This window comes from Arthrobacter sp. H14, assembly GCF_000520495.1.
Lineage (GTDB): Bacteria > Actinomycetota > Actinomycetes > Actinomycetales > Micrococcaceae > Arthrobacter_C.
The window spans coordinates 1-12986 of record NZ_KI914650.1 but is presented as its reverse complement, the minus strand read 5'-3'; the positions used below and the strand labels follow the sequence as shown (position 1 = coordinate 12986).

The window sequence follows — 12986 nt, the reverse complement described above, 5'->3', positions numbered from 1 at the left end:
CCGAGTGGGAGTTCGCCAAGGGCCTGCAGGTGCTGGAGGAGGATCCGGAGGTTTACGCCGCCATGGACCACTGGGTGGAGGCCGCGGACTGGATCGTTTGGCAGCTTGCAGGCGGGTATGTCCGCAACGCGTGCACCGCCGGCTACAAGGGTATTTACCAGGACGGCGAGTACCCTTCCGAGGATTTTCTGTCCGCGCTGAATCCGGAGTTCAAGGACTTCGTCGAGGCCAAAGTGGAGCACCGGATCGGTCAGCTGGGCGAAGCCGCCGGGACGCTCACCGAGGAGGCAGCTGCCTGGACAGGGCTTCCGGCAGGAATCGCCGTGGCAGTCGGGAACGTCGACGCACACGTCACAGCCCCCGCAGCCCGGGCGGTTGAACCTGGCCAGATGGTCGCGATCATGGGAACGTCTACCTGCCACGTGATGAACGGGGAGGGCCTGGCCCAGGTGCCGGGCATGTGCGGCGTGGTCGACGGCGGCATCCTGGACGGGCGCTGGGGTTATGAAGCTGGCCAGAGCGGTGTCGGCGACATCTTCGGCTGGTTCGTGAACAACTGCGTTCCGGCAGCGTACTCGGAAGCCGCGGCCGCGAAGGGTCTAGGGGTGCACGAGTACCTGACCGAGCTGGCATCCGAGCAGCGGATCGGCGAACACGGACTGATTGCCCTGGACTGGCACAGCGGGAACCGTTCGGTGCTGGTCGACCATGAACTCTCCGGCGTCGTTGTCGGGCAGACTCTGGCGACCAATCCGGAAGACACTTACCGCGCGCTCCTGGAGGCCACCGCCTTCGGCACCCGCACCATCGTCGATGCGTTCAACTCCTCGGGCGTTCCGGTGCGCGAGCTCGTGGTCGCCGGGGGACTGGTGAAGAACCCGCTGCTGATGCAGATTTACGCCGATGTCACAGGACTGCAGCTGTCCACGATCGGCTCCACTCAGGCGCCGGCGCTGGGATCGGCCATCCATGCCGCGGTGGCGGCGAGCGCGTATGCCGATGTGAAGGCGGCGTCCGAAGCGATGGGCAGCGACCCGGCAGACGTGTACACGCCGGTTCCGGAGAATCAGGAAGCCTATGAGGCGCTGTTCGCGGAGTACACCGCGCTGCACGACTACTTCGGCCGCGGAGCCAACGAGGTAATGCACCGGCTGAAAGCCATTCAACGTGCAGCGACGACGACGCCGGTGTCATCTTCCGCTGATGGCGGTGCCGGCGGCGGTAACGCTGCCCATGCTTCAACATCCACGACGCCGGTGTCCGCATGAGTGTGCTGCTCGAGTCGATCCATCGGCTCCGGATCGAGGTCTGCGAACTCCACGCGGAGCTGGTCCGCAATGAACTCGTCGTCTGGACGGCGGGCAATGTGTCGGCGCGCGTTCCGGGGGAGGAGTTGATGGTGATCAAGCCATCCGGCGTCTCCTATGCCGACCTCATCCCCGAGTCGATGGTGGTCACCGATCTATATGGCATCCCGGTCGCTGGCCAGTGGGGCAACCCAGGCTTCTCGCCGTCGTCGGACACTGCTGCGCATGCTTATGTCTACCGGCACATGCCCGAGGTGGGCGGCGTCGTGCATACGCATTCGACCTACGCCACCGCTTGGGCCGCGCGTGGCGAAGCGATTCCGTGCGTGCTGACGATGATGGCGGACGAGTTCGGCGGGGAGATTCCGATCGGGCCGTTCGCGCTGATTGGTGACGACTCGATCGGCCAGGGCATCGTCGAAACGCTCCGGACCTCGAACTCGCCGGCCGTGCTGATGAAGAACCACGGCCCCTTCACCATTGGCAAGGACGCCCGGGCCGCGGTGAAGGCCGCCGTGATGTGCGAGGAAGTCGCGAGGACGGTGCACGTGTCCCGCCAGCTTGGCCAGCCGCTGCTCATCGAGGCAGCCCAAGTCGCTTCGCTCTACGCCCGTTATCAGAACGTCTACGGCCAGCCGGCCGGCTCTGCTGCTGAGTAACGCCATAACTCCGGCCGACGCGGCCACCTTCCACTAAGGAGAAACTTGAATAACGCATCATCGACATCGCTGGACGGGTACGAAGTCTGGTTCCTGACAGGCAGCCAGCACCTCTACGGCGAGGACGTCCTGCGGCAGGTCGCCGAGCAGTCGCAGCAGATCGCCGAGAGGCTGAACGTGGCCAGTGAGGTGCCGGTCCGGATTGTCTGGAAGCCGGTGCTGACCGATTCGGACGCGATCCGGCGCACGGCGCTGGAGGCCAACGCGGCGGATCACGTCATCGGCGTTTCGGCGTGGATGCACACCTTCTCTCCGGCCAAAATGTGGATCCGCGGACTCGATGAGCTGCGCAAGCCGCTGCTCCACCTGCACACGCAGATCAACGTGGAGCTGCCATGGGCGGACCTCGATTTCGACTTCATGAACCTGAACCAGGCCGCGCACGGCGACCGGGAGTTCGGCTACATCCAGTCCCGGCTCGGCGTCCCGCGCAAGACCGTCGTCGGGCACGTTTCCAATCCCGTCGTCGTCCGCCAGATCGGGACGTGGCAGCGCGCCGCTGCGGGTTGGGCTTCCATCCGCTCGCTGAAGCTCACCCGGTTCGGTGACAACATGCGCAACGTCGCCGTCACCGAGGGGGACAAGACCGAGGCCGAGCTGCGTTTCGGCGTTTCGGTCAATACCTGGTCCGTCAACGAGCTGGCCGACGCGGTGCATTCGGCGCCGGAGTACGACGTCGACAAGCTGGTGGCCGAGTACGAGGACATTTACGACGTGGCACCGGAGCTGCGCGTCCACGGGGAGCGGCACGAGTCGCTCCGCTACGGCGCCCGGATCGAACTGGGGCTGCGCAGTTTCCTGGAAGCGTCCGGCTCGGCTGCCTTCACGACGTCGTTCGAGGACCTGGGCGAGCTTCGCCAGCTTCCCGGGCTGGCGGTCCAGCGGCTGATGGCTGACGGCTATGGTTTCGGCGCCGAAGGTGACTGGAAGACCGCGATCCTGGTCCGCGCCGCGAAGGTGATGGGTTCCGGCCTGCCCGGCGGCGCGTCCCTGATGGAGGACTACACCTACCATCTGGTGCCCGGGCAGGAGAAGATCCTTGGCGCGCACATGCTGGAGGTCTGCCCCTCGCTGACCACCTCCAAGCCGCGCCTCGAAATCCATCCGCTGGGTATCGGCGGCCGCGAAGATCCCGTCCGGCTGGTGTTCGATGCCGACCCGGGTGCCGGCGTCGTCGTCGCGCTGTCGGACATGCGCGACCGGTTCCGGCTGGTGGCCAACGCCGTCGACGTCGTTCCCCTCGACGAGCCGCTCCCGAACCTGCCGGTCGCCCGCGCACTGTGGGAGCCGAAGCCGGACTTCGCCACCTCGGCCGCGGCCTGGCTCACCGCCGGCGCCGCGCACCACACGGTACTGTCGACCGGCGCTGGCGTTGAGGCATTCGAGGATTTCGCCGAAATGGCACAGACCGAGCTGCTGTTGATCGACGAGGACACCTCACTGGGGCAGTTCAAGAAGGAAATCCGCTGGAACCAGGCGTATTACAAGCTCGCGGGCGGCCTATAAGTTCATCCTGGACCGTGAACACCGCACGGTTTCAGGCTTACTGCTTGCGATCCATCGCGACATCTTCATGCGTCTGGAATTCGAGTTCTCTCCAGCCACCCTTCCGGTAGACCGGAGTGCCGACGAGCAGGACTGTCACCGTCATGGCAACAATCCCCACCATCACGCCGGCCATGGAGAGCGCACCGCCGCCCAGGAATCCGACCAACGGGCTGACGATCCCCGCAATGCCGGACTTGAGCGCCCCCATGACAGCCGAAGCCGTGCCCGCCATATGCCCGTAGTTGTTAAGCGCGAGAACAGTAGCATTCGCAGGGATCATGCCCTGGGTAGCGAAGATCAGCCAAAGGCCGACCAGAACACCGGTCAGCCCGCCGGCACCGGTGACGACGATCAGCAGCAGCACCACTCCGAATGTGAACTGCGCGAGTACGCCAGCGCGCAAAATTTTCGCTGGCGCAACCCTGCGCACCAGACTGGCGTTGACCTGCGCCGAGATAATCAGCACCACGCCATTAAGCGCGAAGACAAGAGCGAATTGGGACCCACTGAGACCATACTGATTCTGGAACACGAACGGCGAACCCACCACATAGCTCATAATGACGCCGAGCCCGAGTCCGGGGACGATTGCCAGGGACATAAACTGACGGTCGCGCAGCAGAAACCAGTACGACTGCACGATCTGGCGCGGCCGGCCTCCACGGCGGCTTTCAACGGGCAGCGTCTCCGGCATCCACTTCCACACAATGACAACCAAGGCCAGGCCGATGAGTGCCAGGGCATAGAAGACGGCGCGCCAATGCCACTGATCAGCAATGACCTGCCCGATCGATGGCGCGAACAGCGGCGCTACACCAATGACGAGCACCAGCCGTGACATCAGTCGTGCCGCATCTGAACCGATGAAACGGTCGCGGATCACGGCAATTGCTACGACGGCGGCCGCGGCGTTGAAGAACCCCTGCAGGATCCGCAGTCCAATGAGCGTGGCAATATCAGGAGCGATGGAGCATGCCATGGAGATGACGATGTGCAGCGAGATCCCCACCATCAGTGGCAACCGGCGTCCGAACCGGTCGGACAACGGACCGATGACGAGCTGGCCGAAACCGCCGCCGATGAGCATCGCCGACAAAGTGAACTGCACGGCGGCCTGGCTCGCCTGGAGATCGTCGGCCACGTCCGGCAGCGACGGAAGGTACATGTCCGTCGACAGGGCAGGCAACGCGGCCAGCGCCCCGAGCATCAGGACATACTTGACGCCGGGTACGTAACGGGGGCGGTTTCCTGGGACGTCGGTCACTCACTCAACCCTAGCGAAGGTCACGAGGCCTGTCTTCGGGACCGGCCCTGAATGTTCAGTTGAGCCGGATCATTACCTTTGACGAACCGGTGGAGCGGTCTGCAGCGAGCTCGAATCCGCGGAGCGCGTCTTCGATGTCCACTTCATGGGTCATTAGTGGTCCAACGTCGACCCCGCCGGCCATCAGCTCTAGGGCCTGGTTGATTTCGTCGACGAACCGGTAGGAACCGCGGTAGTCGATTTCGCGGGTCACGATGTTCCCGAGCGCCGCCTGAACATCGCCGGCGGGAAGGTTACCGACCTGGACCATAACTCCGCCGCGCCGAACTGCCGCAATCACGCCGCCCAGGGCACGAGGTGCGCCGGAAGCCTCGATCGCGACGTCGACGTCAGTGGGCAGGCCGCCGCCCCGACTGGGATTTACCGTTTCGTCGGCACCCATCCGGCGGGCGACGTCCAGCGCATCGTCGGCGAGGTCCGCGGCGATCACGCACTTTGCCCCGGCGGCCTTGGCTGCGGCAACGGCCAAAGCACCGATCGGTCCGCAACCATTGACCAACACCGTCCGGCCAGCCATCTCGCCGGCGCGGGAGATGGCGTGCAATGCCACGCCGAACGGCTCGGCAACTGCGGCCTCCTTCAGCGATACATCCTCGGGCACAATGCGCAATTGGTCCGGGCGTACGGTGCGGTACCGGCTGAAGGCGCCCTGTTCGTGAGGGTGGAATGCAGCGGAACCCAAGTAGCGGACCTCCGGCCAGAGATTGGTCCGGGCAGCCAGCTCCGGCACTACTTTGTGGTTGCCGGCCAGTGTCGCGGGGTGGAGCGTCACTTGCGTTCCGACGTCGGCTCCGAGCGCGGCCACCGCCTCAGCTGCCTTCGCCCCGATCTGGACCACGCGGCCGGAAACTTCGTGGCCAAGCACCAGCGGATCTGACAGAACAGCGGTGCCTGAGGCGCCGTGTTTCCAGTAGGCGATGTCAGAGCCGCAGATCCCGCCCCAGGCCAGCTCCACGAGAATCCCGTCCGGCCCACAGACCGGATCCGCCGTCTCTTCGACCCTCAGGTCGTTCTTGCCATGGACGATGACTGCCTTCATAGTGTGCTCCCTGCCTTCCGCCGTCGTCTGCTGCTTTCCGTCGTCGGACCTTAGAACATGTTCACAAGGCCCATGACGCCGACGAAGAAGACGGCGACAGCGGATAGCACGAGCATAATCGTGAAGAACTTACCGTCCTTGACCAGCGGATCGGTCTGCCGGTGGGAGAGGTAGACCGTGGCGGCCGCGACGCCCATCAGAAACACAGCGTTGAGGATGCAGGCCAGGACCACCAGGGCCAGCGGCGAGGACACGATGGTGCCAAACAGCCCCCAGACAATGGGCAGGATGATCATGATGGCGCGCATCCAGCGGTCGCGCTTGACCTGGTTGTTCCAGTCGAAGGCGCCGAACACAGCCAGCGTATTGCCGACCTGGCGTCCCAAACTTGGAACGTTGGCAATGATCGTCTTGAACAGTGCGAGGCCCGCACCGACGAGGAACACCACGGCGCCCCACTGTCCAACCTCCGTCGAGAAGATGCTGGAAATCGTGGTCATCACCTCATCGCGGGAACGATGCCCTGTGGGTGGAGAACTGCGGCCCCGAGGATGTAGAAAGCGGCTGTGGAGATGGTGTAGACGAACCATGCCACCCAGGCATCGAGCTTCATGACGGAGATCCAGCCGCGGGCACGCTTCATCCAAGCCTCCGATCCGTCGTTCTTGCCCGACCAGGCGGCATAGCCCTTTTCGACGCACCAATAGGTATAGGCGGTGATTTCACCGGCGCCAACACCGGTCAGGCCGAACATCGAAAGCGCCACGCCGAAGGAACCAATGGCAACCTGGAACCGCATGCCGTCCATCACATCGCCGGCGGTCCAGGAGAACTCCGTGCCTTGGATTGCGAACACCATGACGACGGCGAAAACGCCGACGAGCACCACGAGGGAGGTCGAAATCCGCTCGACCACGGTGTACCTGTTTGTCAGGTGGATTGCGATCGCAATGGCCACCAGGATGGCCACCCAGCTGCCGATCGACACAAAGGAAAAGGGGTCACCGCCGATTGGCATCAACGCGGAGAAGGCGAATGCCGAGGCACTGATGACGCCCGCCTGGCTGGTGAGGAACTGGACGAACATGAGCAGCACGAGCCAGGCCATCCAGCCGCGCTTGCCGATCTTCGGCGGGACCTCGTTGTAGCCGGTCACCGCGACCTTGCCGGTGGAGATGGACCAGCGGCCCAGCTCGATTTGCACCCACACCTTGATGAAGGTGGAGACGAGCACCAGCCACAGGAGAAGGAACCCAACTTCCGCGCCCAACGCCGTCGCCGTAAGCAGTTCTCCGGATCCGACGACGGCCGCCGACGTGATCATGCCCGGTCCCAGGAACCGGAATTTGCCGCGCAACGTCGTGGGTGGGTCCTGGATATCGCGGGGGTTCAGGGCATACGGATCCGCCAAGCTGGATCCGCGCAACGCTTCGCCACGAGGCAACCTCACCGGTGCGGCTGCCAGACCTTCAAGGACAATAGGTGCTGGCCGCTATGGAGGAAAAGGAATTGCCATAAGTTGCATTCTCACTTCCGCGACACGGGCTCCACCAGCATCCCGACATAATCCCGCATCCACCAAAGGCCGGTCTCCCGCTTCTCCCGCCGGGTAGAGAACCGGTAGCGGAACACCCGCGCGCGCACATACCGGGGCCGCCTGCCGTCGAAGGGGTCGATGCGCAGCAACTTCAGTATTTTCGTATCAGCTTGCAAAAGCTTCGCCAGCAACGGAGTGAACCAGCCGCCGTCGGACCCAAGCGCAAGGAACCACATCAGCCAGTCCAGCCGAAGATGGTAGGGCGCATATTGCCGCGTCCGGCGGGCCGGATCGCCGGGTTTCCCCTTGAATTCGTACGCCTGCCAGCGGGAGCCTGGCCCGCCGTCGTCCATTGTTCCTTCCACGATCACCTCATAGCGCACTTTCGTCACGCTCCCGAACGCGCCGTATGCGTCGCACAGGTGAAAGCGGTTGAAACTGGCGTTCATCAGCTGCCGGCGGGCGAAGAGGTTCCGCAGCGGCTGCCAACTCAGGTACGCGATGAACAGGGTCATGAGGACGACGACGACGGCGAACCACACCGGCGTGGGGCCGTAGACAGGGTCAATGGAAAGGGTTGGCAGTAGCGCGTGGTAGAAGGAATCCGGCACAGCGCTGAAGGTCAGGATCAAAGTCAGCCAGTTCAGCCAGGCGAAGTTTCCGGAAACCACCAGCCAGACCTGCGTGATGATGATGACGACGGCGGCAAACCCGGCCAGTGGTTGCGGAGCGAACAGGAAGAACGGCACAACCAGCTGGGTGAAGTGGCTGACGGCGACCTCGATGCGGTGCAGCGGTTTGGGCAACAGATGGAAGAACCGACTGGCCGGGTTCGGCATCGGCTGGGTTTCGTGGTGGTAGTGAAGGGCGGTGAGGTCGCGCCAGGAGCGGTCACCGCGCATCTTTATCATGCCGGCGCCGAATTCCAGGCGGAAGACCAGCCATCGGATTGCCAACAGCGTCAGCAACGGTGGTGCCACGTCGTTCGAGCCCAGGGCCGCCACCAGGAAACCGGACTCCAACAACAGGCTCTCCCATCCGAATCCGTAGAAAACCTGTCCCACATTCACAATCGACATGTAAAGGCCCCAGATGATCAGGAACGCGAGCATCGGAAGCCAGGGCGGTCCGGTCTGCGGAAGGCCAAGCACCAGCAGGATCGAGATGAGACTCCCTGCCCAGGCGACAGCAACAAGAATGCGGTCGGAGTAGCGCCAACGGAAAATGGTCGGCCCGGCCCGCTTTCCAGCCATTTCCAGGAACCGGGGCACCGGGAGCAGGCCGTTTTCACCCAGCAGTGCCGGAAACTGACGTACAGCGGAGAGGAAGCCAATCAGGTAGACCGCCGCTACTCCGCGCTGCAGGATCTGCCGGCCGACTTCGTAGCCCTCGGCGCCGAGTGCGCCTCCCAACCACTCCATACTTCAACGATATAAGCTGTCCGGTGGACTGGAACCAAGGGCATAGCGGAGTGGAAGCGGGATTGTGAACGGAAACGCAGGTAGCACCAAACGCGGGCAATTGACTGGAACCGAATACGCCATCAGCGCGGGGGACTACGACGCCGTCATCGTTGCCCAAGGTGCGGCGCTGCGTCAGCTGCAGCACCGCGGCCGCGACCTGGTTATTAGCTTCGACGCCGGCGCTCCCATCCCCGATTACCGCGGGGTGATCGCAGCCCCCTGGCCCAACCGCATTGCCGACGGGACTTACACCTTCGACGGCACGCAGTACCAAGCGGAGATGAATGAACCGGAACGGAATACCGCTCTGCATGGGCTGGTGTTTGACCGTGAATGGCAGCTACAGGACCATCGCGATTCATCCGTAACCCTGACCTGTGAACTTGAGCCAACGGCCGGTTATCCGTTCCGGCTCCGTCTCGAAGTGCAGTACGGGCTCGACGACGACGGCGGCCTCCATACGACGGTCACAGCGACCAATACCGGCGACCGCCCGGCGCCCTACGGCGTCTGCCCGCATCCCTACCTGGTGGTCGGCACATCGCCGCTGGAGGAGTGGGTTCTCGAACTTCCTGCCGATACCTTCCTTGAGGTGACCGAGGACCGGCTCCTGCCGTTGGAGACCGCGATGGTTCAGGGTCATGAGTTCGATTTCCGGACTCCGCGGACGATCGGCAGCGTTGAGATCGACCACGCGTTCACCGACATCAATTGGGATGCGGAGGGGCGTGCCGCTTTGCTGCTGCGTGACCCGGCAGGAACCGGCGTCGGCATGAGCTGGGACCGGACTTGCCCGTGGTTGCAGGTGCACACCGCGGACAAGCCGGAACCGCTTCCCAACCGCCTGGGACTCGCCGTCGAACCCATGACGTGCCCGCCCGACGCCTTCAACAGCGGCACCGACCTGATCCGGCTGGAGCCGGGAGCGGCGCACACTGCGGGCTGGAGCATTTTCGCCTCCTGAAAACGCGAAAGGCGTCGAGCCTATAGGATTTATCCATGACGGAAATCCGACCACGGCGCGTACTGAACCGACAGGTCCTGGCCGACTACGTCTACGAAGAGCTGATGGCTTCGTTGATCGACGGTCGGTTTGAGGCCGGAGCCGGTATCAGCATCGACGGGATCGCACGCGAGCTGGAGGTATCTCCGACGCCGGTCAGGGAGGCGCTGGCCAGGCTGGAACATACCGGCATGGTCCGGCGGGTTGCCCTGCGCGGGTATAAGGTGGCGCCGCTGTTTACGCCGAAGGAGCTCGAGCAACTCGTCGACGCCAGGCTCGTGATCGAACCGGTCAACGCCGAGCGGGCCTGCGGGCACTCCACTCCGGAACTCTATAAAGAACTCGAGCAGACCATTGAGGCGCTGCGGTCTTCTCCGACGGGAACGTCCTACGCGGAGTTCCGGGACTATTGGAAGGCCGATGAGGATTTCCACCGGTTGATCGCTGAACATGCGGATAACCCGTTCATCCTCTCCGCCTACAACACCTTGGGTGGGCAGGTCCAGCGGTTCCGCTTCTTCGCCGGACTGGGCGTGACTGATGCGGAAAGCGCCATCGCCGAGCATACGAAGATCCTCGATGCCTTCGCCGCAGGAGATCCGGCCGCGGCCCGTGAGGCCATGGTGGCGCACCTCAATGGGGTCAAACAGCGCTCGATCCAGGACAGCGTCGAGAGCGTCGATAAAACCTGACGGACCCCGCAAGTATTGACACGGAGCGCTATATCGGTACATCCTATAGGAAACATGATTACTGCGATGGAGCTCCTGACATGCCCTATACTGCCGAAAACTGGCCGATCACCGCAGCACTGCTGCAGTTTCCCAACAAGGGTGCCGACGGCGTCCGCAACGAAGATGCCGACCCGTCCGTTTGGGAGGGTGTCTTCCGGGAAGTTAAGGAAGCCGGATTCTCCAACGTCGACCTGTTTGATTCCTGGATCCACCCCGGCGATCTCTCCAGCGACCGGCTGGATGAACTGAAGCGCGCCGCTGACAATGTTGGCATCGGTGCACCGGCCATCTCGGCCATCCGCCGCAGCGTGATCGATGAGCAGAACTGGGAAGACAACCTTGCCTACAGCCACCGGACACTCGAAGCCGGAGCCCAGCTTGGCTGCGAGGTCGTGTCCTTCGGACTGCATCAAGCGTTGACGCCGGAACAGCAGAAGCAACTTTGGTTCTGGACCGTTGAAGGCCACAAGGATCCGGTCGGCGACAAGGACACCTGGAACAAGGCCGTTTCCCGCCTGCAGGAATTGGGCCGGCATGCCGCGGACCTCGGACTGCTGCTGTCCCTCGAACTCTACGAAGACACCTATCTGGGCACCGGCGACTCCGCCGCGCAGCTGGTCCAGGACATCGACCTGCCCAACGTCGGACTGAACCCGGACATGGGCAACCTGATCCGGTTGCACCGCCCCATCGAGTCGGTGCAGGAAATGATCGCCAAGACCGTTCCCTACGCCAATTACTGGCATGTGAAGAACTACTCCCGTGACGAGGACGTGGCGCGCGGCTACTATGTTGCTGTGCCGGCTCCACTCGAAACGGGTCTCATCAGCTACCGCGAGGCGTTCAAGACGGCGCTGTCATTCGGTTTCCAGGGCATTATCTGCACGGAGCACTATGGTGGGGATGGGTTGAGCGTTTCGGCGAGCAATCAGGACTACCTGCGCAACAAGATTCTGCCCAAGACGGAAGGCTACGTATTGGGCGAATCCCTGGTGGCCCAAGGCCGTCAGCAGCCGGCCCACGCCGCGCGCTGACCATACTGCAATCGGATTCGAGGAACTATGACACGGATTTTCGATGACCCCAGCGACTTCGCGGATGAAGCGCTGGACGGTTTTGTGGCGGCGAACCGCCGTTACGTTGCCAGAGTCGACGGCGGTGTGGTGCGGTCGACTGAGATGACAGATGGCCAGGTGGCCCTCGTGATCGGCGGCGGTTCCGGCCACTATCCCGCCTTCGCCGGGCTGGTCGGACAAGGCCTTGCCGCCGGTTCGGTGTGCGGCAATATGTTTGCCTCGCCCTCTGCCAGCCAGGCCTACCGCGTTTCCAAAACTGCCCATGCGGGCGGCGGCGTTCTGTTGAGCTACGGCAATTACGCCGGCGATGTACTTCACTTCGGCCAGGCGCAGCTGCGGCTGAATGCCGAAGGAATCGAGACGCGCACCGTCGTCGTCACCGATGACATTGCCAGCGCCCCGCTTGACGAGATCGAGAAGCGCCGCGGAATCGCCGGCGACCTGACAGTCTTCAAGATTGCCGGCGCGGCTGCCGAGGCCGGACTCAACCTCGACGACGTCGAACGGCTGGCAATCAAGACTAATTACCGCACGCGCTCGCTGGGCGTTGCCTTTGACGGCTGCACCCTGCCCGGCGCATCGGAGCCACTGTTCCACGTCCCCGAACGGCACATGTCCCTGGGGCTCGGCATCCATGGTGAACCGGGAATCTCCGATCAGGCGATGCCCTCCGCTTCCGAACTGGCGGAGCTGCTGGTGAGCCGGTTGCTGAAGGACAAACCCGACGACGCCGGCACCAGGGTGGTGCCGATCGTCAACGGTTTGGGGACCGTTAAGTATGAGGAACTGTTCCTCCTCTTCGGCAAGATCGAGTCGCTGCTGACAGCGGCCGGACTCGAACCCGTCGAACCCGAGTGCGGTGAACTGGTCACCAGCCTGGATATGTCCGGCCTGTCCCTGACCCTGCTGTGGCTCGACGACGAACTCGAGACCTACTGGTCCGCACCGGCCGACACTCCCGCCTACCGGAAGGGCAACCTTACCGCGCGCCCGCACCGCGACGTCGAGCAGCTGGCCGATGCGGTAGCAGAAGCAGCAGAACCGGCGACGGCGGCCGCCGCCGGCTTGAGTGCCGGTGCCGCAGCGCTGCTGGAAGCGGTGCGCGCCGTCGTCGTCGAGCATGAAGAAGAGCTGGGGCGGATGGACGCCATTGCCGGCGACGGCGACCACGGTATTGGAATGCGCCGCGGGGCCGACGCTGCCGCCGATGCCGCGGCTGCTGCTGCGGAGGCTTCC

At 63.7% G+C, this 12986-nt stretch carries 12 protein-coding genes; 7 read left to right on the top strand and 5 right to left on the bottom strand.

Going from position 1 to position 12986, the window contains the following annotated elements; genetic code table 11:
• The 3 genes from Y707_RS25055 to araA all read left to right on the top strand — a co-directional run.
• A partial coding sequence (locus Y707_RS25055) for a ribulokinase (protein ID WP_035781209.1) occupies positions 1-1268 on the top strand: 1268 nt, incomplete at its 5' end.
• A complete protein-coding gene (locus Y707_RS0110455) occupies positions 1265-1966 on the top strand; it encodes an L-ribulose-5-phosphate 4-epimerase (RefSeq protein WP_026535049.1) in 702 nt (233 codons plus the stop codon). The genes Y707_RS25055 and Y707_RS0110455, both read left to right, overlap by 4 nt.
• 45 nt (positions 1967-2011) lie before the next feature.
• Complete coding sequence (araA, locus tag Y707_RS0110450) at positions 2012-3532, top strand: L-arabinose isomerase (RefSeq protein ID WP_026535048.1); 1521 nt, start codon at positions 2012-2014, stop codon at positions 3530-3532.
• A 37-nt stretch (positions 3533-3569) separates the two neighbouring features.
• On the opposite strand, the gene Y707_RS25050 is transcribed toward araA, so the two are convergent.
• The 5 genes from Y707_RS25050 to Y707_RS0110430 all read right to left on the bottom strand — a co-directional run bounded on the left by Y707_RS25050 (position 3570) and on the right by Y707_RS0110430 (position 8895).
• Positions 3570-4838, bottom strand: a complete 1269-nt coding sequence (locus tag Y707_RS25050; protein ID WP_051441867.1) for a multidrug effflux MFS transporter — start codon at positions 4836-4838, stop codon at positions 3570-3572.
• A gap of 55 nt (positions 4839-4893) precedes the next feature.
• Positions 4894-5937: a zinc-binding dehydrogenase gene (locus Y707_RS0110440; protein ID WP_026535047.1), complete on the bottom strand. Its 1044-nt coding sequence runs from the start codon at positions 5935-5937 to the stop codon at positions 4894-4896.
• Positions 5938-5987: 50 nt separating this feature from the next.
• Complete coding sequence (locus Y707_RS32775; protein ID WP_253905129.1) at positions 5988-6437, bottom strand: hypothetical protein; 450 nt, start codon at positions 6435-6437, stop codon at positions 5988-5990.
• Positions 6437-7348: an Nramp family divalent metal transporter gene (locus Y707_RS32770; RefSeq protein ID WP_253905128.1), complete on the bottom strand. Its 912-nt coding sequence runs from the start codon at positions 7346-7348 to the stop codon at positions 6437-6439. The genes Y707_RS32775 and Y707_RS32770 overlap by 1 nt, the downstream gene beginning before the upstream one ends.
• Before the next feature lie 116 nt (positions 7349-7464).
• Positions 7465-8895, bottom strand: coding sequence for a lipase maturation factor family protein (locus tag Y707_RS0110430; protein ID WP_026535046.1), 1431 nt, complete (start codon positions 8893-8895; stop codon positions 7465-7467).
• Positions 8896-8959: 64 nt separating this feature from the next.
• Here Y707_RS0110430 and Y707_RS0110425 point away from each other — a divergent pair, with 64 nt between their 5' ends.
• The 4 genes from Y707_RS0110425 to Y707_RS0110410 form a co-directional block, all read left to right on the top strand.
• A complete protein-coding gene (locus tag Y707_RS0110425) occupies positions 8960-9901 on the top strand; it encodes an aldose 1-epimerase family protein (protein ID WP_253905127.1) in 942 nt (313 codons plus the stop codon).
• Positions 9902-9936: 35 nt separating this feature from the next.
• Complete coding sequence (locus Y707_RS0110420; RefSeq protein WP_026535044.1) at positions 9937-10632, top strand: GntR family transcriptional regulator; 696 nt, start codon at positions 9937-9939, stop codon at positions 10630-10632.
• Between the two features lie 80 nt (positions 10633-10712).
• Positions 10713-11708, top strand: coding sequence for a sugar phosphate isomerase/epimerase family protein (locus Y707_RS0110415; RefSeq protein ID WP_026535043.1), 996 nt, complete (start codon positions 10713-10715; stop codon positions 11706-11708).
• A 27-nt stretch (positions 11709-11735) separates the two neighbouring features.
• A partial coding sequence (locus tag Y707_RS0110410) for a dihydroxyacetone kinase family protein (RefSeq protein ID WP_026535042.1) occupies positions 11736-12986 on the top strand: 1251 nt, incomplete at its 3' end.

What these genes read in the sequence shown, in the direction of transcription:
- Y707_RS0110415 (WP_026535043.1), top strand. Translation starts at nt 10,713, where the DNA reads ATGCCCTATACTGCCGAAAACTGGCCGATCACCGCAGCACTGCTGCAG.
- Y707_RS0110430 (WP_026535046.1), bottom strand. Translation starts at nt 8,895, where the DNA reads ATGGAGTGGTTGGGAGGCGCACTCGGCGCCGAGGGCTACGAAGTCGGC.
- Y707_RS0110455 (WP_026535049.1), top strand. Translation starts at nt 1,265, where the DNA reads ATGAGTGTGCTGCTCGAGTCGATCCATCGGCTCCGGATCGAGGTCTGC.
- Y707_RS0110420 (WP_026535044.1), top strand. Translation starts at nt 9,937, where the DNA reads ATGACGGAAATCCGACCACGGCGCGTACTGAACCGACAGGTCCTGGCC.
- Y707_RS0110440 (WP_026535047.1), bottom strand. Translation starts at nt 5,937, where the DNA reads ATGAAGGCAGTCATCGTCCATGGCAAGAACGACCTGAGGGTCGAAGAG.
- Y707_RS32775 (WP_253905129.1), bottom strand. Translation starts at nt 6,437, where the DNA reads ATGACCACGATTTCCAGCATCTTCTCGACGGAGGTTGGACAGTGGGGC.